Genomic DNA, 23036 nt, shown 5'->3' with positions numbered 1-23036 from the left:
CTCAGGAACGTGGCTTTCGCCCCGAGATCGTCACCATCCTTTTGCGTCCGATACCTGGGGCTCCGGGCTGGTCTGGCGAAACGTCCTAGCGGCCGGATCCCGCAACCAGTTGGCCTTGCACTTCGGCGTGGGGAGTCGGCGGAAGGGATATGGGCGGTCGCGCTCGAAGTGACGCCTCAGGAACGGACGCTCCTTGACCTTGTCGGGCGACACCCGTTCTTGCCAGCCGAGAGTCTGGCGACCGTCCTCGGCTGGGAGGTGCGACGGGTCCGACAGCGTCGGCAACACCTCATCCAGTTCGGCCTCGTCAGACTTCTTGGTGCCGAAGAGATCAAGAGCATTCCGGCCGACGACCTGACTGAGCTCACTGAAGCCGGCCTCAGGTTGGTCGCTGCTCAGCATGGTCTCAGTCTGACGGGCGCCATCCGATTCAACGGTCTTGCTGGTGGCAGTTCCGCACGCCCATTTGGTACCCGCGAACTGCTCACAAGAAACCTGAATCACACAGTTGGCGCTGACGGGATCTTTGTCGGGCTCCATCGGATCGTCCGCACGATAGGTACGTCGGCCGACGACGACGGGGTTCTGGAGTGGCGGAACGCCGCGGCCTGCATCCGTGGACGAGTGAAGCCGGACGGCTACGGCATGGTTCGCCTCCATGGGCAACCACACGGCTTCTTTCTGGAATACGACCGCGGGACAATGAGCGCCCGCGACTACGGCGAGAAGTGGGGTGCCTACTACGACTATCGCGACAGTCGCGCCTTCGAACATGACTACGATGGCTTCCCCACGATCCTGGTCGTCACAACCAGCAACGCGGTGGAGGAGCGTATCGCTCGGACTGTACGCGCTGTCTCGGTCGGCCGCTCGCCCACACTGCCGATCCTACTGACGAGCGAGTGGCGGATCACACATGACCCGGCGAATCAGCTCGGGTTACTGGGGCCGATATGGCGCACGCCGTTCGAGTGCCTCAGCGATCGATGCCCCTGGCCGTCGGGCGGGGTCAACTCCATTGGTGTCACAGGGCAAGTCGAGTCAGGCCGCCCGATCCCGAGGTGACCAGGGGACTTTGACCAAGGGACGGTGACCAGGGGAGTGGTCAGTGAAACCGGGCGGTTCTGACCAGGAGATTGGCGGATACATGGTGATTCCCTTGGTCGCGTGACCAAAAGCCTCATAAGCCCTTGGTCGGGAGTTCGAATCTCCCCCTCGCCACCTCTATCTGGTCAGCCTGTCAGTCCCCTGGTCACGCCGATGGCATGAGCAGGGGACGGTGTTTGTTTTCGAGTCCCTTGTGGCCGCGACCAAGGGTTCGTGGCAGCAGAAGCCAAGGGACTCGGATGCCGACCAGGGGACTGCCGGTGTGTATGGTCGAGCGGCACGATTCCGGCTGATGCTCGAATCACGTTGACCGCCGTTGCGTGCCCTCTTGCGGCTTCTTCGATGATTGTGGCATATTCTCTGTGCAGCGAATATGCCACAATCATCGAAGAACCTTGAAGCCGTCGAGCTATTGGGCGAGGTCAGAGAGGCTCTCGCCGCGCTTCCTGGCATCAGGCTGCACACTGAACGCCGCCATCGATGTCTACTCGACCGGCGAGTTGATCTAGTTATCACGGCAGATATTAAAGGGCAACCGGCTGACATCCTCATCGACGTGAAGGCGAACGCCTACCCGCGTGATGTCCGCGCTGCCGCCGATCAACTCCTTGCCTTGCGAGACCGCAACAGGCAACAGGACGGGATGCGGCCACTCAGCCTCATGCTCGTCGCGCCGGCAATTCCCCCGACCAGTCGTGAACTGCTCAGAGAACGCGGCGTCGGCTACTGGGATTCCGGTGGCAGTCTGTACCTGGATCTTCCCCATGCACTCTATTGGATCGATCGGCCCGTCCCCGAGCGCAGCGTGCGCCGAGCTCGTAACGTCTTTCGGGGCCGTGCCGCCCAGGTTCTCCACGCACTCCTCACAGCACCTGAGCGGGCCTGGCATGTCCATGAACTCGCGGAGCGAGCTGAGGTCGCCCCCTCAACGGTACATCAGGTCTTCACCTTCCTCGAAGAGCACCTCTGGGTCGAAAAGCGTGGCGCCGGCCCGCAAGTGGTGCGCATCCTGCACGAACCCGGCGCGCTGCTCGATGCCTGGTCGGAGCATCACACACTTGCGGCATACAGCGCGCATCGCTTCCACCGGTGGGCACGTGATCCGTCAGAAGTCCGGCGAATAGTCACGTTCGTCCTTGAGACGCACGGCGTCGAGTACGCTCTGACGCTCGCAGCCGGAGCGAGCTTTGTGGCACCGTTCGCGACGGATAGCGGCCGGCTCACGCTCCTCGTGCCGCCTCTGACGATCTTGGACACAGTGACACGGCAGGCCGGTCTCAGCCCCGTCGACGAGGGTGAGACCGTCACGTTCCTCGTCACCCGCGAGCGCACACCGCTTCTCTTCCGCCGCCGCATCGACGACACCTGGGTCGCGAGCGACATCCAGCTCTACTTAGACCTCTACGCCTGGCCTCAGCGCGGCAAGGAGCAAGCGCGTCACCTGCGTGCCGAGCGGCTAGGATTCTGAGTGTGCGGAATCGACGATGAAACCGAAGCATCAAGGCGGATACACGGCGCTGCACGCCGAGCTGTGCGAGCGGACGCTCGTCACCCTCTTGCGCGGACTTGGACCGTGGAAAGCTGGGATCTACCTGACCGGCGGTCTCGTACCTCGCTACCTGATCCAACGGTCGGGTGACGACCAGGCGCCTCCCCCGCACGCCGGCACGACCGACGTCGACTTGATCCTGGATCTCGACGTGCTCGTCACTGTCGAGGCCTACCGACGCCTCGAGCAGAACCTGAGGTCGCTCGGCTTCGTTCGGGGCAGCAACGACGAGGGACAGACCCAGCACTTCTCGTGGCGGAAGCCGGTGGGCGGAGGCGTCACGGTGGTAGTCGATCTTCTCTGTGACGCCGATCCGTCCGAAGGCGGACGCGTGGCTCCACTACCCGGTGAGCGACGATTGTCGGCGGTCAAGATCCCGGGCCCACCTTGTGGCGAGAGATCATGTCACAGTGGACATCACCGTCGCACTGCTGGACGAGCGCGGGATCGCGACTGAGACCATTCGCGTCGCGAACGTGGTCCCGTTCGTGGTCCTCAAGGCACTGGCCTACGAGGATCGGTTCGAGGAGAAGGACGCCTACGATCTCATCTACTGCCTGATGCACTACGATGACGGCCCCACGGACGTCGCCGCGCGGTTCGCCGAACGTCTCGCGCGTTGGTCAGACGAGCCACTCTTGAGCCGCGCTTTGGAGATCCTGCGTGCCCGCTTCGCCTCCGACGAGCGCACGCCCGGCGCACGCAAGGACGGGCCGATCAGCTACGCCCGCTTCCTGGCCGATCCGGGCCGGCGCGACATGGATGCACGCCACAGGCAGGACGCCGCAGCGGTGATCGACGTCTTTCTGCAATCCATCGACGCACAGCGATCTGCGCATCCCGTAGAGGACGAATCGTAAGAGCCAGGCGGATGGGCGGGATGGCTGGTGCGCGAATGGGGCCGGCGAGTGCTCGGATCATGCCGTAGAACAATTGTGCTATAGTCATGAGCCGGATGTCGCCAGTTTTTCCATAGGGGGTCTGACATGGCAGGCGCTGACGAACTGCTCCGCGTGCCGAACCACCACAAACAATGCGGACCAGAGGTGGAGACCCGTTCTGGTCGCTATGTAGGCTACTTCGAGAATCGTCATGGCGAACAACTTGTGTTCGTCTACGACCGCGGCGACGCTGCCGCGACGTTGTACCACGGAGACAACGACTGGGAGCCTGTGGAGGTCATCGACGGTAGGCAGACCGAATTGATCCTGGATGATGCCGAGTTGCTCTGGCTTTAAGCATGCTGGAGAGCCCCTGAATTCTGGCGGCATCCCTCCCCCGACTCCCGATGAGGCGATGGGAATGCTTGTCTATTCCAGGTTCGCCGAATCAGGATGCCCGCTGAGAGCGGATCCCACAAGAGATGGCTGGTCCCCGAAAAGCAATGTTGCCCCGGACGTGGCGGGTTGCGCTAGCCCATCGGCAAGATTCGCCCACGGTTAGGAGAGCCGACCCACATGGACGGCATACCCCCATCACGGCCACCCCGAGTTCGGCGTAGTGCGCTCCCTGCGCCGTCCCTCCAGGCGCTACCGTCCGACGCTTCCGGAGCGACGCTCGGAGAATGGCTCGCCACGTGGCGGGCCGAGCCCATCGCGGTGCTACGCCCATCCGAAGAGCGCGAGTCCGATCGGCTGGCGCGCAAGTGGGGTCACCTACCGTTACCGCAGGCGCTCGCATTGTTGGGACAGGAGTGGCGGCCGGGCGGAGAACGCACGATTCGCGGCGCCCTCACCTGGGCACAGCGACGGCTTCTGGAGGACGCGCTTGGGGACGCGGAGCTTGTCGGCGTCTGGCCGGAGGAAACCACGCCGCCGTCAACTGCGCATGCCGCGTCACGCGCCTCCAGCGCCGAGGCATTCGATCGAGCGTGGTCGTTCTTGAACCGGCCGGTGGCACGACGCGGGGCGCCCATCGTGTCTGTGAACATGGCGCGAGGCGAGAGGGCAGTCCGCGCCGCCAAACAAGCCGGTGCCTGCACTCGTCGTTTGGTCCGCCGCCCACCTACTGCGCTCGACCAATGGCTTCGTTCATGCCAAGTGACCCACCGGTCGCGCCAGTCTGGGCAATACACGCCAAACCTGTTCGACATGCGGATGCGGGAGTCGTTTGCCGATGGCTGATCAAGTACGAACGGCATACCGCTCGCACGAATGGATCGATCCGCGCATCGAGATCCGCGCTTCCCCGATCGGCGGGCGAGGCATGTTTTCCTGCTCATTTATCCGGGCGGGCGAGATCGTCGTGATCTGGGGTGGGGTGGTCTTTACTCAGGCCGAGGTGGATGCTGGAAATGCCGCTGAGCGCAGTACGGTCGCGATCGGCGAGGGGCGCTATCTGGGGAGCCCGGTGGGCCAGTACGATCGCGAGCGGGACGATCTCGGGGATTTCATGAACCATTCGTGCGACCCGAACTGCTGGATGCAGGACGAGGTGACCCTGGTCGCCCGGCGCGACATCCGGCCAGGAGAGGAGCTGACCGGCGACTACGTCATGTGGGAGGCCGACGAGGCCTATGTGAGGCCGTGGGAATGCAACTGCGGCTCCCCACTGTGCCGGCGGACGCACACTGGCCGAGATTGGCGACTCCCGGAGCTGCAGGCGCGGTACCAGGGCCACTTCTCCCCGTTCATCAACGCGCGCATCAAGGCTGCGAGTGGCTCTAGCCAGTGACTGGATCACCATCACGCCGCCGTCCAGAAGACGCTGAGCAATTCAGTCTCGATGGGGAATTGGACGCCACTTACTCCTGGTAGAGGTGGGGGAACCAGTGGGGGAACGGCATCCGATATTGGCCAGAAGGGACCACCCACGACCGCAATCGGACCACACGCTACCAGAGGAGACCACCGGCAATCGCAAGGGGCCGGAGGTTCGGACCGGGACTCATAAGCCCTTGGTCGGGAGTTCGAATCTCCCCCTCGCCACCGTCACTCCCGGTCAGGGCTGAAAGCCCCTGGTCAGGAGTTCTTCTTTCGATCTCGGCTCACGTCCAGAGCGGCGCGTAGCGGGACACCTGCTTTCGGGCCTCAGACTGGTGCGCCGTGCGCGCTCACGCTGCCGTTGCCGCGGCCTCGCGGGCAGCTTCTTCCGCGTCGAGCTCCGCGTTGAGGTCGGCGACGAGCGCTACGCTGTCGTCGATATGACAGACAAGCTCGAGGTCGCCGAGCATGTACTCGGCGTGATGCTCCTCGGTACACTCGATCGTCGGCGCGCAGCCGTGCCGCTCGAAGATGTCCGCCGCGCCGAGAACCACGAACAACGCCTCGCCGACCGTGGTCTCCAGCCTGACCTGGTACCGCTCCTCAGCGCTCTCATCCATCACAGCCTCCTGTCGAGCATGGTTCGCCACCATTGTCCGGCGGTCGTATGACCGTGCGCCTTGACGTGCGTCAAGTTCCAGTGCGGCGTGAGAGGACAGCCGACGGAACGGCAGGTCAGCCGTCGGCCAGCTCGTGCAGACGCACGGGATCAAGGATGACCACCGTCCGAGCGCGTTCTTGACGGACGATGCCGGCTGTCTCCAGGGCGCGAAGCCGACGGCTCAGCGTCTCAGGCGTCGTGCCGATGCGCATGGCGATCTCGAGCCACGGAACCGTGACTCGAACGCGTGTCCCCTCGCGCACCGGTCCGCCGCTCGCCGCTTCCCGCAGGAGCTCTCCGGCCAGCCGCTGACCGACATCATGCAGCCCGAGATCGGCGATGGCGCGCTCGGCCTGGATCAGGCGGCGCGCGAGCGTCTCCACGAGCCGCACGGCGACCTCAGGATGCTGCCGCATCAGATCCTGAACGGCCTGACGGCTGACGAGACACACGTCGGATGGCTCAATCGCCGTCAGATCGCCTTCGTGCACGACCGGCGAGAACAGCGCCAGCTCTCCCAGAAACTCGCCGGGTCCGAGCGTGCGCAGAACTTGCTCGCGCCCGCCAGGCGTTGCCTGCGCCAGTCGGAGCCGCCCCTGAGCCACGACGATCAGGTGCTCGACCGGCTCACCGGCCAGGGCCAGCGCCTGACCGCTCGCCACGTGGCGATGGCGCATCGACCGTCCCAGCTCCGCCAGTGCATCGTCCGGGAGCGCACGCAAGAATGGGACGCCGGCCGCGCAGGCAGGGACGTCTACCACCCTATCGCCTCACGCCGCGAGCATCGGACCGCCCGTCGGCTTGCCCACCACTTGCCCCACCAACGGATAGCAGCCGACCGCCCGTGGTACCATTCCCGCGTCGACGGTTTCGGCCGCCCAGCCTGACGCCATCCTCTGGCGACGTCTTGCACGAGCGCGGAACACCTCATCCGCCGAACCACGCACTGCCTGGTCGGCGCGCGGGTTGGGCTGGCGGCGGAGTGCACGTCAGCCGGGGCCAGGTGAGCACGGCACAACAGCAGGAGGTCACGATGGAGACCCGCGAACGGCTCCCTGTGTTTCCAGTGCCCCCGGCGGCGGCAGAGCAGGTGGCGCAACCCACGCTCCAGATCGACGGCCTCGTGGCCCAGCCGCGCACGCTGACGCCCGCCGACCTGGCCGCGCTGGCCCGCGCCGACCTGGCCGAGCCCTTTGCCTGCGAGGAGGGCTGGTCGGTGCCCGGGCTGCGCTGGCAGGGCGTGCGGCTGTCGGCGGTTCTGGCGCTCGCCGCCCCCCTGCCGAACGCGCGCTACGTGCGCGTCCGCTCGGGCGAGTACACCGTACCCGTCCCGCTCGACCAGGCAGCGCATGGCCTGCTCGCCGACTGGCTCAACGGTGAGCCGCTGCGGCTCGAACACGGCGCCCCCTGGCGCCTGGTGCTGTCTGGCGCACAGTGCTTCATGGGCGTGAAGTGGGTGACCCACCTGGAGTTGACGGCCGAGCCGGGCAGCAACACCGGCGAGCAGATCGCCCGCGCTCGCCTCCGCTGATCGCGTCACTCGCACGGCCAGCCGCGAGCGTCGACGCGTGCCCGAGCACCGTCGAGCACACGAAGCCCAGGCACACGGAGGAGACCGCTCCGCCGTACCAGAAGGCGTCGTGCAGCAGCACGGTCGTGATGGACGACCGTCGGGCGCGCGGTCATGCTCTCATTCCTGCAACTCCCGGGACGTGCCACCGGATCGGGAGCGCGCACGCGCACAGCGGGGTGCACGCTCGGCCCCGGCATCCCCTCCGGCCCCGGCCGGCCCACGGACCGTTCGCCAGAGGTTCCAGCCCAGGCAGGCGACGGCCACCAGGCCGAGCAGCCCGGCCAGGCCGAGCAGGGTCATAGTCAGCCGGCCGGCTGGGAGGAAGAGGGGTACGACGCGCAGCAGCGCCGCCGCGTTGCCGAGCCAGACGGTGGCCCAGACCAGGCGGGCCGAGTATAGCTTCCGACCGGTGAAGCCCGGCACCATCCTGATCGCCATCCCGAGGATCAACAACGTCACCAGGCCGGCGCCCAGAGCGTGACGCTCGGCGTCGAGCGGCGGGCTCGGCGCGAGTCCCCACCCGGCCAGCCCCTCCAGGAGCATCAGCACGCCCGCCGCGCCGAGCCAGCTGTAGGCCGCCACGATCAGACAGTCCGAGGCACGGTACTCCGAGATCGACGGCCACGCCTGGCCCGCCCGCGTCCGCAGCGTGCGCCTGAACGGCACGTCCACAACCACCACCAGCCCGACGAGCGCCAGCCCGAGGAAGACCGCGCCGAGAGACGGCAGAGACTGGAGAGCCGGCGGCAGATCGAACGGTGTGGCCGCGCGCAGCACGAGTCCGATCGCGAAGAGGCCGAATACGGCGTGGAGCTCGCGGCGCGGTGGCACGCGCAACCGGAGGTAGAGCGGGAATGTGCGCGCCGAGACCGCCCCCGAGATCGCCACCAGCATCCCAACCAGGCCCAGGTGGACGATCGTCCACTCCGCCGCGCCGGGGACCAGTCCGGTCGACCGGGCGTCGGTCGCGAGGACGACCGCGTTGACGGCGAGCGCCAGCAGCAGGGACACGAAGAAGGTGAGCGCGAACGGGATCACGGCCACGAGGCCGGTCCGGCTGGCGAGCGGCGGTCCCCGTCGCGCCGCGACGACGAGCGCCCCGACGGCCAGGGCAGCGCCTGTCAGCTCCAACACTCCCGACAGAGCCAGCGCCCCACCCACGGCCACACGGAGTCCGCCCGGCTCCAGCGCGGCGACCGCCGGCTGAGTGAGGGCGCGCAGCGCCAGCCCGCCGCCGAGCAGCCAGGCTGCCAGGCCAATCGCCGAGGGCGAAGGGTCCGGGCAACCCCGCAAGCGTGGCAGAAAGTACAGCCCGATGCCCAGGGCGAACATCCCGCCCCAGCCGAAGAGCTGGACGTGACCGTGCGCCTGGACGGCCGCGAGCCACCAGGGCCCGGACGGCTGGCCGGCCGCCAGGTGGAGGAACAGAAGCATCCCCAGGCCGAAGCCGGCCGTCAGGGCCAGGCCGATCGCCCACCAGAGGAAGGGGAGCGATGGGAACCGCTCTCGCAGCCCGCGACTCGACGTCGTGACCGGCTGCACCACGTCGAGCGTCATCATCCGACCGGCGGCCTCGCGCATTCTCGATGTACGTCCTATCCTCGGCTCTCGTCGGCTCGTGCGCCCGGGGGCCAGGCGATGGTGATGGTGAACGCGCTCTCATCCAGGGCCTCGACATCGTGCAACAGGTTCGCCTCCAGCGCCACGAGCCGTCCCGCCGGCAGATCCACGGCCTGCCGTTCGGACAGCCTGAGACGGATGCGCCCGCTGAGCGTCTGGACGACAGCGCTGCCGGGCGCGCGGTGCTGCTTGACGATGGCACCCTGCTTCAGCGTTGTCAAGACCAGCCGCAGGTCGCCGGCCTTGACGAACGTCTTGGCGTTGCGGTCGCCCTGCAGCCAGGCCGGCTCCCGCCGCGGCGTGGCAGCCTCGTCAAGGAGGTCCAGGACGGTGGTCGGCTCCTGGAGTTCGTGGGGTGGGCGCTGCTCGGTCCCGCTCGTCTGCCCGGCCGGGCGCTCCCGCCCGGCCGGTACGCCTTGCATCTCATCCTCGTCGGCCAATCTCAGCTCGCGCAGTGCGCCGCTGCAGACCGCGTGCCGCGACCCGGGTGCGGCGACGGCCCGTCAGGGAAAGCGCCCGCGTGTGCGGATCGCCTCGGCGACCCGGTCGATTGCCAGGGTGTGCGCCGCCAGGCGGGGCTCGATCATCTGCTCGCCCGCGAGACGCCACACCTCGTCGAACGCCCTGGCCATCACCTGGCGCAAGCGGACGTTGACCTCCTCCGCGGTCCACGCCAGCGCCCCCCGATTCTGGGCCCACTCGAAGTAGCTGACCGTCACCCCGCCGGCGTTGCAGAGGATGTCAGGGATGACCGTGACGCCCCGTTCACGCAGGATCGGGTCGGCGTCGGGCAGCGTCGGCCCGTTGGCCGCCTCGGCCAGGATCTTCGCTCGGATCTCGCCCGCGTTCGCCGCCGTGATCTGGCCCTCCAGCGCCGCTGGCGCCAGCACATCACAGTCCAGGCGGAACAGCTCCTGATTCGCGATCGGCTCGGTGCGCGGCGCACCGGCCACGGACCCGGTTTCCTGGGCGTAGCGCACGAGATGGTCGAGGTCCAGCCCCTCGCCACGGAATACGCCGCCGTCGATATCGGCGACGGCCACGATTCGGGCGCCCCGGCTGTGGAGGTAGCGGGCCGTAGCGCCGCCGACGTTGCCGAAGCCCTGGATCGCCACCCGCGCCCCCTCCAGATCCAGCCCGATCCGCCGGGCGGCCTCCTCGACGCAGTGCCCGGCACCCCGCCCGGTCGCCTCGGCTCGGCCTTCGGACCCGCCCATCAGGACCGGCTTGCCGGTGACCACGCCCGGCACCGAGTGGCCGACCAGGGTCGAGTACGTGTCCATCATCCAGGCCATCACCCGGGCGTTGGTGCCGACGTCCGGGGCCGGGATGTCGCGATCCGGGCCGATCACCCCCGCCAGCTCGACGGTGAACCGGCGCGTCAGGCGCTCCAGCTCGCGGGTGCTGAGGGTCCGAGGGTCGCAGGCGACGCCGCCCTTGGCGCCCCCGAACGGGAGGTTCAGCAGGGCACACTTCCAGGTCATCAGCATCGCCAGGGCGCGGACCTCGTCCAGGTCGGTGGACGGGAAGTACCGGATGCCGCCCTTGGCCGGTCCACGACTGACGTTGTGGTGGACCCGGTAGCCAGTGAACATTTCGGTCGAGCCGTCGTCCAGCTCGACCGGAAACCGGACCGTCCACTCGCGTTGCGGCACGCGCAGCAGCTCGCGGAGCGCCGGCTCGAGATGCAGGTACTCGGCCGCGCGCTCGAACTGTTCGAGGGCCGCCGCCAGCGGGGATGACGGCGTTGGCGACAGGTCGATCGTAGGCGTGACACGTCTTTGGGACACGCTACTCCTCCAAACGGCGATGCTCGGGGCCGGCCTGTCGCCCGCCCGATCTCAGCATCGCCCGCCAGGCGAAAGAATCGGAGGAACGCGCATAAACGTCACGTGAACGATGCCTGCGCCGGCCGGCCGGCAAGGCTCCAAGCCCGGCCCTTCGCGGTCGTGGCACAGCCGGATGGTCTCGGCCGGCAGCGAGGCCGGATCACGACGAGGCGGCCGGCCGCACGTGTTCATGCAACGTTCACGCCGTTTCCGGCGGCTTTGCCATGGTCGGAGCTTACGGTTGGAGCGAGGACGGCTGGCCGCCGTCTATCGCATCGGTCGTTGGAGAGCCCACCTATGTCAGTTGCCAGTCCCATCTCGTGCGCCACGTGCGAGCTGGAGATCAGGTGGCCACCCGTCACGCAGGGCCAGCACCGATTCTGTTGCGATGGCTGCGCCGCCGGTGGCCCCTGCACGTGCACCTACGATGAAATCACCGATTCGGAGCCTGTCATGCCCGTACAACTGTCCCCCAGGAGTGGTACCGCGACGCCCGCCGGGCGCATCCCGATGACAATCGCGGCGTACCGCGAGCTGGAAGCCGAGATCACCCAGCTTACCGCGAGCCTGTTTGCTGCGCGCACCGCGGCGCTCGAAGCGACGAGCGGGGGCGACCAGAAAGCCCCGACCTTCGCGGTGTCGGGGGAGATTCACGTCCTGACCCAGCGGCGGGACGCCCTGCGTGCCGCGCTCGGCGCGGCTGTGGTGGCCGACGACGACGGCACGGTCGTGGTTGGCAGCCGGGTCACCGTTCGTGACCCCGAGGGCGACACGGACAGCTACGTCGTCGTTCCACCCGGCACCGGCGATCCCCGGTCCGGTCGGATCTCGCCGGAGTCGCCGCTGGGCCTGGCGCTGCTGGGACGCCGCGCGGGCGACGCCGTGAGCGTCGAGGCGCCGGCCGGCGCCTGGCGCGCGACGATCCTGACGGTCGACTGACTGACTACTGACGCCCAGGTCACAGGGCACAGATGGCCGTCTGGAGGAACCGTCGATGATGCCCGGAGCGAGGGGAGTCGCGGATGTCGCGCTGAGCTCCTCGCCGGTCAGGCGCCTGGAGCGGGCCGATCCGGCGGTCGCCGTTGTGGCACGCGGCCGGCGGGGTCGGCCGCGCCACGGGTGAGATCCTCGTTGTTGAGTATCCTTCTGCTATGGCGTCGTCATCCGGCTCGTTCACCGCGCCCGCGCACACCCTGGACACCGCCGCGCTGATCCTGGTCGGCGAGGGCGCCACGCCGGCGCAGCTTGCCGAGCGCTTCGGCGCGCTCGCGGCGGCCGGGCGGGCGGACGGGGCCGCCGCGCTCATGGCCCGTCTGGCGAGCCTCGGTCTGGTCCGGGTGGCGTCCGGCGAGGGTGATCGGACCAGCTACGTGCTCACACCACTCGGCCAGGAATACGCCGGCGACGCCATCGGCGGGCAGACCGACGTGGTGACCCAGCTGGAGGCGCTAGAGCGGCTCCGGACCGACCTGCTCTCGACCATCGCCCACGAGTTGCGGACGCCGCTGACGGCGGTCCGGGCCTCGGTCGGTCTCCTGCGCGACCCGCGCGTCAGGCCCGACGAGGCCGCGCAGGCCCAGCTCCTCGACCGGATCGCGCGGAGCGCCGAGCGGATGCAGCGGCTGGTGTCCGACGTGTTGGACCTCGCCCGCTTCCGGTCCGGAACGTTGACGCTCCAGGCACGCCGCTTCGACGCGGTCGCCCTGGCGTGCGAGGCCGGCACGGCGCTGGCAAGCCTGCTCCAGGCTGCGGATCAGCACGTCGACCTTCACCTGCCCGACGGTCCGGTCTGGGTGTACGGCGACCGCCGACGCCTCGAACAGGCCTTGCTGAACCTGTTGTCGAACGCGCAGAAGTTCTCACCGCCGGGCGCCACGATCGGACTGAGCGTGGCCGTGGACGGCGGCGACGTCATCTGGACCGTCGAAGACCGAGGGCCGGGCATCGCGCCCGAGCACCGGGCGCGTCTCTTCGAACGCTTCTTCACCTCGGCGAGCGACTCCAGCGGTCCCGGCGCGGGGCTCGGGCTCCCGATCTCGCTGGCAATCGCCGAGGCCCACGGCGGCACCATACAGGTCGAAACCGAGGTGGCTCGGGGCAGCTCGTTCGCGCTGCGCGTGCCGGCCCATGGCCCCGCCGAGCTGGGAGAGCTGTGAAGATCCTGATCGTGGACGACGACCCGGACGTGGTCGAGTCGGTCCGCCTCGGCTTCACGCTGCAGTGGCGCGACGTAGACGTGCTCGGGACCGGCGAAGGTGAGCGCGCCATCGACCTCGTCGAGGAGGAGAGCCCCGACCTGGTGCTGCTGGATGTCGGCCTGCCCGACCTGGACGGCTACCGGGTGCTCCAGCGGATCCGCGAGTTCTCCGACGTGCCGATTGTGATGCTGACCGCCCGCGACGACACCATCGACAAGGTCCGGGGCCTCGAGCTCGGCGCCGACGACTACGTCACCAAGCCGTTCGACCACCTGGAGCTGCTGGCCCGAGTCAGGGCGGTCCTGCGCCGGCTCGACATGCCGGCGCCGACGAGCCGCGCCTCGTCCTTCCAGTCCGGCGAGCTGGAGGTGGACTTCGCGGCCCAGGAGGCGCGCCTGCGCGGCGAGCGGATCGAGCTGACGCCGACCGAGTACAAGCTGCTCTACCACCTGGTCCGCAACGCCGGCCGCGTCCTGCCCCACGGCACGCTGCTCGCCAAGGTCTGGGGCCGCGAATACGTCGACGAGGTGGACTACATCCGCGTCTACGTCCGGCGCCTACGTGACAAGCTGGGCGACGACCCGGAGCGGCCCCGCTACATCCGCACTGAGCGGGGCCTCGGCTACCGCTTCATCCGCCCCACGGACCAGCTTCCTCAGCCCCCGCGCCCGGGCGGCGACTCAACGCCCCGGTAGCGCGCTCGACCCGCACGGCGAACGATGGCCGGTCGGCGATGCCCGGGAGGCTGGCGCCTCGGCATCGACAGCGGCGGCGATGCCGAGGCGCCGGCCACACGACGGGCTACCAGAGACGTGGGGCGAAGCGCTCGCTGAGCCGCCCGAGCGCGAGCGCCCCAAGCAGGAGGCCGAAGTCGCGCAGGGCGACGTCGTAGTAGCCGGGAATCAAGAGCAGGTTCACGATGATCCCCAAGAGCCAGGCGGCGACCAGGTAGCCGCCGAAGCGGGGGCGCAGGAAGACCACCACACCAGCCACGACCTCGACCACGCCGACCACGACCATCAGGTACGTCCCGAGCGGTGCGAGGTTGGCGATTGCCGGGGCGAGGTACTGGTCCCAGTTCACGAGGAGGCCAAAGAACTTGTCGAGTCCGGCCACAATAGGGGTGACCGTGAACCCGACGTGCAGGATCTGCCACGCCTGATAGGTCGGGTCGCTCCGGTCGTGGATCTCCGCCTGTCCGGCGGCGTCGATGGTGCCGGGGGCCACTGCGCGAGCCATGTGCTCACCTCCATAGTGCTGACCGTGAGAGGCGCGATGCGAACGCTCAGCTCAGGAGGCACGGCCGGCTGTGACCAGCCGCCAAGCTCCGGAGCACGGCGCCGCGCCGCGACATGCCGAGGACAACCGGTCGCTAGAGCCAGCATAGCTCCACACAGCCAGTATGTCAATGAGTTTCTGGACTTTCTTTGTTTTCCGCACAGTTTCTGCTATGGTGAACGCAATGTTGGGAGACGTCATGAGCGGCTGGACCACCCGATTCTTCGCCACGACCCGCGGCCAGATCGTCGTGCTGCTCCGCCGGGCCGGTCGCACCGTCGACGAGCTCGCCCAGGCCCTTGGGCTCACCGACAACGGCGTCCGGAGCCACCTGGCGACGCTCGAACGGGACGGCCTGGTTCGCCAGCACGGCACGCGGCGCGGGGTTGGCAAGCCCGCCTACACCTACGAACTCACCCCGGAGGCAGACACCCTCTTCCCGAAGGCGTACGACGAGATCCTGGCCGCGCTCCTGGAGACCCTCGCCGAGCGCCTGGCGCCGGAGCAGTTGGCTCAGGTTCTCGACGACCTGAGCGACCGCCTGTCGAGCGGCCGCGTCGCGCCACCCGGCGACCTGCGGAGCCGCGTGGCGTGCGGGGCGGCGGTCCTGCGGGACATGGGCGGCCTGCCGGAGGTCGAGGAGCGCGACGACGCGTTCCTGATTCGGGGCTACAGTTGCCCGGTCGGCGCTGTCGTGTCCCGGAGCCCCGGAGCCTGTCACCTCGCCGAGCTGCTGTTGAGTCGCGTCATCGGAGCGGCCGTTCGAGAACGGTGCGAGCGGGGCGCCCCACCCCGCTGCTGCTTCGAGGTGCCGCACGATGCGCGTTCTGTTCGAGGGTGATGGCCCGGTCGACGCAGACCCGGGCGAGACGCTGCTGAGCGCCTCACTCCGGCATGGCATCGCGCATGCCCACGCCTGCGGCGGCAACGCCCGATGCAGCACCTGCCGCGTGGCCGTCCTGGACGGCCAGAACCTTCTGGCGCAGCCGACCCCGGCCGAACAGGCCTTGACGACCACCCGGCACTTCCCGCGCACGATCCGGCTGGCCTGCCAGACCCGGCTCGTCGGCGACGGGACGATCCGGGTCAGACGCCTGGTCCGCGACGAGGACGATCTACGCCTCGCACTGAGCCAGATCCGGCCCGGGTCGCTCGGCACCGTTGGCGACGAGCGGGCGCTCGCCGTGCTCTTCGCCGACATCCGTGACTTCACGCGCTTCACGCACACCCGACTGGCCTATGACGTCGTCCACGTCCTCAACCGCTACTACGAGAGCGTGGGCGGCGCGGTCGTCGAGCAGGGCGGCTACGTCGACAAGATCATGGGCGACGGGCTGATGGCGCTCTTCGGGCTTGAGGCGGCGTCCTCGGACGACGGCCGTCAGGCCTGCCTCGACGCGGTGCGCGCGGCGATCCAGATGCACCGAAACCTGGCTGCCTTCAATCAGTACCTCCGTCCAAACTTCGGCGTGGCGTTTCGGATCGGCGTTGGCATTCACTACGGAACGACCATCGTCGGGCGAATCGGCGTCGACGACCGTCAATCGCTCACGGCGATTGGAGATGTCGTCAACACCGCTGCCCGCCTGGAATCGCTGACGAAGCGGCTGAGGGCGCCGATCCTGGTCAGCGACGATGTCTGGTCCCGCGTGTGCGACGAGCTTCGTCCGGCAACTGATGCTCGGACGGTTCAGATCCGTGGGCGGAAGGGCAGGCTTGCCGTGTTCGCTCCGGACCTGCGCGGCGCTTGCTGATGCTGTCGGAGTGCGTCGTCGACGTGGACCGCCCGGCCGTGATGCTCCTGGGCCTGCCAGGGGGATCTCGCCACCAGCGGCGCAACCGTTCACGCGAGACGGCCGATTGTGAGCGTTCCCAGGTGTAGTGACCCGGCGCCGTCTTCGCGTCCCGCACCTGGAGCATGATCCAGATGCCAACGGCGATCGCGCCCCAGGGCCAGAGGGCGGCAAATACCGTCTCGGGCACGACGTCGAGTCGCCTTGCCAGAAGCACGACGACGCCAGCCACCACCAGGACCGCGCCGCCGATGGTTCGACGCTCGGTCACGAGCACGACGATGCCGGTGCCGACGACGAGAATCAACAGCGGCCAGACGGTTCGGATCAGCTCCTGGGCCCACACGTCCCCGTGCCCCCCGACCAGGAACACTCCTCCAAGCACGACGAGCGTCAGTCCGACGATGGCCTGCGTACACTTCATCGCCCTACTCCGACAATGCCCTTCGGCGGCGCACCTCCCTGCCCAACGTCACCACGGCGAGCTCACGGGCGGGATGCCCGCCATCATGGCGGCGGCATGGTGGTCCTGGACATCAGCCTCTCCCGTGTAGTCGTCGGCGAGTGGAAGCTCGAGGTGGAAGGACGTCTCCCGCAACGGGCGCCCGGACGCCGCCCGCCGTGCGTGCCTCGCTGGCCTCTTGGATCTGCGTGGGCCTGGGCTTGTGGATGGTTGCGCCCGTCATCCTTCGGTCCCTCCTCACGAGCGAGATGGTCTGACGCGGCATTCCCGATCCGCTGCCGATGCCGATGCCGATGCCGATGCCGATGCCGATGCCGATGCAGGGCGGATGATCGGGCGCGCCTGTTGCCCGTGGTGTCTCGGCGCATCAACGCTCCATCAACAGCCGGCAAACAGCCGGAAAGCAGGCGGCGCTCATCGCCTCGGCTCGGCCTGCTCGGCGCCCGTTGACGCGCTGTTGACGGAGCGTGAGTGGAACCGAGACACACCCTGGGTACGATCCCATCGGCCGCTCGTCCTGGCGCGACGAATCGCCGGCCCGGTGTGTCATCACGCGTGGATCGGGATGACTGGCTGGCAGTCGCCATGTGAGGTAAGGGTGCAGATCACCACACTGCTCGTTCCACACGACGGCTCGTGGATGGCCGATTGCGCCCTGGACTACGCCACGATCCTGCAAGGCGCGACCGGAGCCCGGCTGGACGTGCTCAGCATGGCGCCTGACGTCGTACCCGAGGCGCGAGCACAGCCCGAGGTGTCAATCGGGGACGCACGCAACTGGCACGAATGGTCCAGGGCCGACCCTGGCGCGGACCTCAGCGATCCGGCGGCGCTCATCCTCGACGCGATCGAACGTCGCCGCCCTGACCTCGTCGTGATCGCATCCGAGTGCTGGTCGCCGGGCGGCCTCAGCGTCGATGTCACGCATCACGTCGCGCGCCGCTCCTCGTCGCCCATCCTCGTGATACCGACCGGCGTGGCGTCACCGCGTCGCGACTTCGACGTACGACGTGTTCTGGTTGCCCTCGACGGGTCAGAGCAGGCTGAGCAGGCGCTGACACTGGCCAGGATGCTCGCCGAAGCGCTCGACGCCGACATGCTGCTCCTCCGAGTCGTGACTCCGAAGGTGGGCGGATTCAACGGACAGGCGCCCCGTGATGTCCTCGATCTGGCCGCCGCGCGTCGGTACGTAGAGAAGCTCGCCAGAGGGCTGCAGACCGCCCAGATGTGGGTCTCCGCGCTTGCCGTGGTCGGCGAGCCCGGCACGATGATCGCGGCGGTGAGCCGGACGCAGCGAGCGAGCCTGCTCGCCATGACCACGCGCGGGAAGGCCCCGCTCAGCTCCTCCGAGCTGGGCGGCATCGCCGCGAGCAGTCTCCGGTCGGCGACGCTGCCACTTCTGCTCGTCCCACCCGATGTCCCCGTCGAGCGGGCGGCTCGGCCACGGGCCTCTGTCTCGAACGGGTGAGCGGTGCCTCGCGGTCGGGGAATGTGGGAGACTTCGCGCATCCGCACGGCGAGGGATCATCCGCCACGTCCGGATATCCGACCGCGACGTGTGATATCGACGGGTTCAGAGCGGTATGGTACCCACGGATGGAGAGGATCCCGGAGCTCATGGACGAGACAGCCGGCCTCAAGAGTCAGGCGGAACGACGCGCGCCAACAGCGGACATCGTTGCCGGCGGCGAGGGTCCTGACGTGGCGGTTGGCGTGGCGGCAAGTCCGGTCGCCGGCGAGCGTGGCGAGGCGTCCTGGACACGCCAGCCGTGCTCCGAGCGACTGGCTGATGCCGCTCCGGTCGGCCTGTTCGAGGCCGATGCCCGGGGACGGTACACCTACGTAAACCGGCGCTGGTCTGACATGTCTGGCCTGGCTCCAGACCAGGCGCTCGGCAATGGCTGGATAGCCGCGATCCATCCGGACGATCGTGAGCGGGTTGTCACAGCCTGGAGCCGGCTGGTCCGCTCGGACGAGCGATTCAGGGCCGAGTACCGGATCGTGTTGCCCACGGGCGAAGCCGGGTGGGTCGAAGGGCGGGCCACACTCGCGGCGGGCGACGGCGACGGGACCGCGCGGTACGTCGGCGTCCTGGCCGACATCGCCGACCTCAAGGAGAAAGAACAGCGGTTGGCCTTCCTCGCGGAAGCCGGAGCTGCCCTCGCCTTCTCGCTCGATCTCGAGGCCACGCTCGGCCGGGTGGCGCATCTCGCCACCACCTGGCTGGCGGACTGGTGCGCCGTCGATCTCGTCAATCCGTCAGGGGGGATCCGGCGCGTCGCTGCAGCGCATGCTGATCCTTACCACGAGGCCGAGGTGCAGGAGCTTGCCCGGCGGTATCCGCCGCATCCTGCCCGGCCGCACCCGGTCTGGCGGGCGCTGCGAACAGGCACGTCGACGATCGAGACCGGGGATGCGCTCGTATCGATGATCGCTCACGACGAGGAGCACGTGCGCCGGCTCCGCAGTCTGGGGGTCGGCGCGATGCTGGTCGTACCGCTGGCGACCCGCGGCCGCATCCTCGGCGCCATGACGCTCATCCGCGCCAGCGCCGAGCGCCGCTTCGCGCGGGGCGAGATCCTCCTGGCCGAGGAGCTGGCCCGCCACTGTGCCGTGGCGGTGGAGAATGCCCGCCTGTACGCCGCCGAGCAGGCCGCTCGTGCCGCCGCCGAGCGAGCCGCCGACCGGATGGCGCACCTCCAGGCCGCCACCGCCGCGCTGTCCGGGGCGCTCACCCACGATCAGGTGGCCGAGGTCATCCTGGATCAGGGCGTGGCGGCGCTCGGCGCACAGGCCGGCGCCATCGCCCTCCTGACCGAGGATGGTCTCGACCTGGACCTCGTCCACAGCTCCGGTCTCACGCCGGCTGTTCGAGAACAGTGGCAGCGGTTCGCCATCACCGAACCGCTCCCGTTGGCCGAGGCGGTCCGAACCGGCCAGGACATCTGGGTGGACGCAGATGACGCCCCGGTCCGGTTCCCTTCACTCGCGTCGGCCCAGGCCGCCGGGGGGTTCGCCGCGCTGCCGCTGCTGGCCGGCGCACGGCCGATAGGCGGGCTGGCGTTCCGGTTCCCGAGGGATCGCGTGCTGGACGACGACGACCGTTCGTTCGCCCGAACGCTGGCTGAGGAGTGCTCCGAGGCGATCGAGCGGGCGCGTCTGTACGAGGCCGAGCAGCGTGCCCATGCGCGCGCCGAACAGCTCGCGGCGGAGCGGGCCGCGATGCTCAGCCAGGTCGCGGACGGCGTGGTGGTTGCCGACCAGGGCGGGCGGATCGCCTTCGCGAACGTGGCCGCCTGTACGCTGCTCGGCCGCGCGGACGAAGCGCTGGTCGGCGTCGACCTGGGCCGCCTCACCGGCGTGAAGGATCGGGCCGGCCAGTCGGACCGCCCCGAGCTGATGCCGCTGGCGCGGGCCGCCCTCCTGGGCGAGCGCATCGACAACGTCGAGCTGCGGGTGCTGCGACCAGACGGCACGACTGCCCTGGCTGAGGGCAGCGCGACGCCGGTGCTGGCCGAGGACGGCTCCCGCATCGGGGCCGTCCTCACCATTCGCGATGTGACCGCCCGCCGCGAGCTGGATCGCCTCAAGGAGGAGCTGTTCGCCAACGTCTCCCACGACCTGCGGACGCCGATTGCGACGATCAAGGCCTCGATCGAGGTCGTGCTCGAAAACGAGCCGCCCGAGCTGGCCGAGCCGTTCCATCGCCTGCTGGAGAACATCCACCGCGAATCCGAGCGGATGACGACGCTGGTCGACGACCTGCTGGATTTGACGCGGCTGCAGGCCGGCCGCCTGCGCCTCAGGGCCGCTCAGACCGACCTCCGAGCGCTGGTCGGGCGGCTGGCGCGCACCATCGAGCCGCTCGCCGGGCGGCGCGGCCAGCGGCTGGTCGTCGAGCTGCCCAGGCGCGCGGTCGTGGCGACGGTCGATGCCGAGCGACTCGAGCGGGCGCTGCTCAACCTGCTCATCAACGCTCATCGGTACGGGCGGGATGGCGGGATGATCCGGCTGGCCCTGAAGCGGCGACGCCGCGAGATCCTGGTCACGGTCGCCGATGACGGGCCGGGCATCGCCGAGGAGGACCAGCCCCGCATCTTCGAGCGGTTCTACCGCCCGAAGACGGAGGCTGCCCGCCGCAGCCAGGGCAGCGGCCTGGGTCTGCCGATTGCCAGGGCGATGGTCGAGTTGCACGGCGGGCGCATCTGGCTGGAGAGCCGGCCCGGCGAGGGCGCCGCGTTCCACATCGCTCTGCCGACGGGCGGGGCTCCGGAGGCAACGCCATGAAGATCCTGGTCGTGGACGACGAGCAGCGCCTGCTGGACGCCTTGACGGTCGGCTTCCAGTTCCAATGGCAAGATGCCACGGTCCTGGCGGCCCCCGACGGCGAGCAGGGCCTGGAGTTGTTCTTCGAGCACAGTCCCGACGTCGTGGTGCTGGACGTCGGCCTGCCGGGCATCAGCGGCTTCGAGGTGCTGCGCAGGATCCGGCAGACCTCCGACGTGCCGGTCGTCATGCTGACCGCGGCCGCCGACGAGATGGATCACGTGCGCGGCCTCGAGCTTGGCGCGGACGACTACCTCGTCAAGCCGTTCAGCCGGATCGCGCTGATGGCGCACATCAAGGCGGTGTTGCGGCGAGCCGAGCTGCCGCCGCCCACGCGGGCCGTGCCGGACTTCGTGGCCGGCGACCTGACCGTCAACTTCGAGGGCCAGCAGGTGGCGGTGGGCGGCGTGCCCGTCGAGCTGACGCCGGTGGAGTACAAGCTGCTGTACCACCTCGTGCGCAACGTGAATCGGCTCATGCCACACCAGGCACTGCTGGACCGCGTCTGGGGCGGCGACTACGGCGCCACCGAGCACTACCTCCGAGTGTTCATCAGCCGGCTCCGCGCCAAGATCGAGCGACCGGGCGGCCCGCGCTACATCCAGACCGAGCGCGGTCGCGGCTATCGTTTCGAGCGCCCGACCGAGCCGGCGCCGCGCCGTTGACACGGCATTGATGCGCGGCGACGACCGGAGCAAGGATCTGATGCCACGATGGTGATGCGCACGCGGACGACACCCGATTTCCGAGGAGACGCCGACGATGCTCGCTACCATCGTGGTCCCGCTGGATGGATCCGACTTCTCAGCACGTGCCATCCCCTACGCCACCGGGCTGGCGAGGTCGGCGGGTGCGAAGCTGGCCTTCCTGCGCGTCTTGCCGCATCGTGCCCCCGGCAACGCTGTCGACGAGTTGCAGGCCATCCAGGCGACGCTGGAGATGGATGCCAACACCGCGCGAGCCGACGGCCTGCAGGTAGACGCCATCGTGCGCCGCATCCGACCCGTCCAGGCTCAGGACGTGGCGCGTACGATCTCCAGATTCGCGGACGAGCAACGGGCCGGGCTGATCGTCATGTCGACGCACGGACGAGGCGGGCTCGGGCGCTGGGTCTACGGCAGCGTGGCCGACAGCGTCCTACGCCAGTCGCCGACCCCCGTGCTGCTGGTGCCGCCCCGCGCCGAGCGGTCACTGCCAGCGGATCGACGCCTTCGTCTGCTCGTGCCCCTCGATGGCTCAGAGCGGGCGGAAGAGGCGATTGCCACCGCCGAACTGCTGGCTCAGTTGCTCGACGCGGAGTTGACCTTGCTGCACGTCGTCGAGCCGCCCGACTATCCACTCCACGGCGAGGGCTACGCCTACGTGCCGTGGGACCAGGACGCCGAACTCTCGTCGGCCCGACAGTATCTCCAGGCGCACGTCGATCGTCTGCAGGCACAGGGCATCATGGTCAGCGCCCAGGCCGCGACCGGCAAGCCAACGTGGGTGGTCGCCCAGGTCGTGCGCGACGTCGAGCCTGACATCGTCATGATGGCCACGCACGGACGCAGCGGCCTCGTCCGACTGGTCCTGGGGAGTGTCGCCACCTCGGTCCTGCAACAGGTCGACGTACCGGTCCTGCTGGTGCGGCCGGGCGCGCTGCCACGGTCCGACGAGGCGCCGAGCGATGCCCACGAGCGGCCAGACGGCGCGGCGACGGTCGCCACGGCGACCGCGCGCTCCTGCCCACGGGTTGACGTCGCGCTGAGCCTGACTGACCTTGAGCTGATCGAGCGTGGCCTCAGGACGCTGGCATACACGCCCGGGTACGACTACCACCTGGCTCCGAGGATACGCGAGCTCGTCGGTCGCCTGGAAGGCGCCGGTCACGGTCTGGAGACGGCCGAGCCGGCGCGGGCGCCCGCGCTCACGTCGAAGCAGTGAGCTCGACGACGTAG

21 protein-coding genes are annotated in these 23036 nt (G+C 68.9%); 15 read left to right on the top strand and 6 right to left on the bottom strand.

What is annotated here, in order from left to right; translation table 11 throughout:
* Positions 1-219 precede the first annotated feature (219 nt).
* The 5 genes from IT306_12635 to IT306_12615 all read left to right on the top strand — a co-directional run bounded on the left by IT306_12635 (position 220) and on the right by IT306_12615 (position 5329).
* On the top strand, positions 220-1065 hold the full coding sequence (locus IT306_12635) for a replication-relaxation family protein (GenBank protein MCC7369267.1): 846 nt from the start codon (positions 220-222) through the stop codon (positions 1063-1065).
* Between the two features lie 415 nt (positions 1066-1480).
* A complete protein-coding gene (locus tag IT306_12630; GenBank protein ID MCC7369266.1) occupies positions 1481-2575 on the top strand; it encodes a helix-turn-helix domain-containing protein in 1095 nt (364 codons plus the stop codon).
* 491 nt (positions 2576-3066) lie between these two features.
* Positions 3067-3516, top strand: coding sequence for a hypothetical protein (locus IT306_12625; protein MCC7369265.1), 450 nt, complete (start codon positions 3067-3069; stop codon positions 3514-3516).
* A 144-nt stretch (positions 3517-3660) separates the two neighbouring features.
* Entirely contained in the window at positions 3661-3894 is a 234-nt protein-coding gene (locus IT306_12620; GenBank protein ID MCC7369264.1) for a hypothetical protein, read from the top strand.
* Positions 3895-4771: 877 nt separating this feature from the next.
* On the top strand, positions 4772-5329 hold the full coding sequence (locus tag IT306_12615; GenBank protein ID MCC7369263.1) for an SET domain-containing protein: 558 nt from the start codon (positions 4772-4774) through the stop codon (positions 5327-5329).
* Between the two features lie 379 nt (positions 5330-5708).
* Here IT306_12615 and IT306_12610 read toward each other — a convergent pair whose 3' ends face one another.
* Positions 5709-5978 carry a hypothetical protein gene (locus IT306_12610; protein MCC7369262.1) on the bottom strand — a complete coding sequence of 90 codons (270 nt, stop codon included), beginning with the start codon at positions 5976-5978 and terminating at the stop codon, positions 5709-5711.
* Between the two features lie 115 nt (positions 5979-6093).
* Positions 6094-6780, bottom strand: a complete 687-nt coding sequence (locus tag IT306_12605) for a Crp/Fnr family transcriptional regulator (protein MCC7369261.1) — start codon at positions 6778-6780, stop codon at positions 6094-6096.
* A 272-nt stretch (positions 6781-7052) separates the two neighbouring features.
* Here IT306_12605 and IT306_12600 point away from each other — a divergent pair, with 272 nt between their 5' ends.
* Positions 7053-7550 carry a molybdopterin-dependent oxidoreductase gene (locus IT306_12600; protein ID MCC7369260.1) on the top strand — a complete coding sequence of 166 codons (498 nt, stop codon included), beginning with the start codon at positions 7053-7055 and terminating at the stop codon, positions 7548-7550.
* A gap of 159 nt (positions 7551-7709) precedes the next feature.
* Here IT306_12600 and IT306_12595 read toward each other — a convergent pair whose 3' ends face one another.
* The 3 genes from IT306_12595 to IT306_12585 all read right to left on the bottom strand — a co-directional run bounded on the left by IT306_12595 (position 7710) and on the right by IT306_12585 (position 10969).
* Positions 7710-9173 carry an NnrS family protein gene (locus IT306_12595; protein ID MCC7369259.1) on the bottom strand — a complete coding sequence of 488 codons (1464 nt, stop codon included), beginning with the start codon at positions 9171-9173 and terminating at the stop codon, positions 7710-7712.
* A gap of 14 nt (positions 9174-9187) precedes the next feature.
* Entirely contained in the window at positions 9188-9634 is a 447-nt protein-coding gene (locus IT306_12590; GenBank protein ID MCC7369258.1) for a hypothetical protein, read from the bottom strand.
* 81 nt (positions 9635-9715) lie between these two features.
* Entirely contained in the window at positions 9716-10969 is a 1254-nt protein-coding gene (locus IT306_12585) for a Glu/Leu/Phe/Val dehydrogenase (GenBank protein ID MCC7369257.1), read from the bottom strand.
* Between the two features lie 525 nt (positions 10970-11494).
* Here IT306_12585 and IT306_12580 point away from each other — a divergent pair.
* The 3 genes from IT306_12580 to IT306_12570 all read left to right on the top strand — a co-directional run bounded on the left by IT306_12580 (position 11495) and on the right by IT306_12570 (position 13934).
* A complete protein-coding gene (locus IT306_12580; protein ID MCC7369256.1) occupies positions 11495-11980 on the top strand; it encodes a GreA/GreB family elongation factor in 486 nt (161 codons plus the stop codon).
* Positions 11981-12192: 212 nt separating this feature from the next.
* Positions 12193-13197 (top strand): HAMP domain-containing histidine kinase, encoded by a 1005-nt coding sequence (locus IT306_12575; GenBank protein MCC7369255.1) that lies wholly within the window; start codon positions 12193-12195, stop codon positions 13195-13197.
* Positions 13194-13934: a response regulator transcription factor gene (locus IT306_12570; GenBank protein MCC7369254.1), complete on the top strand. Its 741-nt coding sequence runs from the start codon at positions 13194-13196 to the stop codon at positions 13932-13934. The genes IT306_12575 and IT306_12570 overlap by 4 nt, the downstream gene beginning before the upstream one ends.
* A gap of 106 nt (positions 13935-14040) precedes the next feature.
* Here the strand turns inward: IT306_12570 and IT306_12565 are convergent, their stop codons facing one another.
* Complete coding sequence (locus IT306_12565; protein MCC7369253.1) at positions 14041-14478, bottom strand: hypothetical protein; 438 nt, start codon at positions 14476-14478, stop codon at positions 14041-14043.
* A 238-nt stretch (positions 14479-14716) separates the two neighbouring features.
* On the opposite strand from IT306_12565, the gene IT306_12560 reads away from it, so the two are divergent.
* From IT306_12560 to IT306_12535, 6 genes are all read left to right on the top strand, one after another.
* Positions 14717-15358 carry a helix-turn-helix domain-containing protein gene (locus tag IT306_12560; GenBank protein MCC7369252.1) on the top strand — a complete coding sequence of 214 codons (642 nt, stop codon included), beginning with the start codon at positions 14717-14719 and terminating at the stop codon, positions 15356-15358.
* Positions 15336-16271 (top strand): adenylate/guanylate cyclase domain-containing protein, encoded by a 936-nt coding sequence (locus IT306_12555; protein MCC7369251.1) that lies wholly within the window; start codon positions 15336-15338, stop codon positions 16269-16271. The genes IT306_12560 and IT306_12555 overlap by 23 nt, the downstream gene beginning before the upstream one ends.
* A 1100-nt stretch (positions 16272-17371) precedes the next feature.
* Complete coding sequence (locus IT306_12550) at positions 17372-18241, top strand: universal stress protein (GenBank protein MCC7369250.1); 870 nt, start codon at positions 17372-17374, stop codon at positions 18239-18241.
* Between the two features lie 149 nt (positions 18242-18390).
* On the top strand, positions 18391-21060 hold the full coding sequence (locus IT306_12545) for a PAS domain S-box protein (protein ID MCC7369249.1): 2670 nt from the start codon (positions 18391-18393) through the stop codon (positions 21058-21060).
* Entirely contained in the window at positions 21057-21764 is a 708-nt protein-coding gene (locus tag IT306_12540; GenBank protein MCC7369248.1) for a response regulator transcription factor, read from the top strand. Before IT306_12545 ends, IT306_12540 begins: the two co-directional genes overlap by 4 nt.
* A gap of 97 nt (positions 21765-21861) precedes the next feature.
* Positions 21862-23022: a universal stress protein gene (locus IT306_12535; GenBank protein MCC7369247.1), complete on the top strand. Its 1161-nt coding sequence runs from the start codon at positions 21862-21864 to the stop codon at positions 23020-23022.
* Positions 23023-23036: the final 14 nt, after the last annotated feature.

The sequence above is a fragment of the Chloroflexota bacterium genome (assembly GCA_020850535.1).
Taxonomy (GTDB): domain Bacteria; phylum Chloroflexota; class UBA6077; order UBA6077; family JACCZL01; genus JADZEM01.
This window is presented reverse-complemented; position numbering and strand designations above follow the sequence as displayed.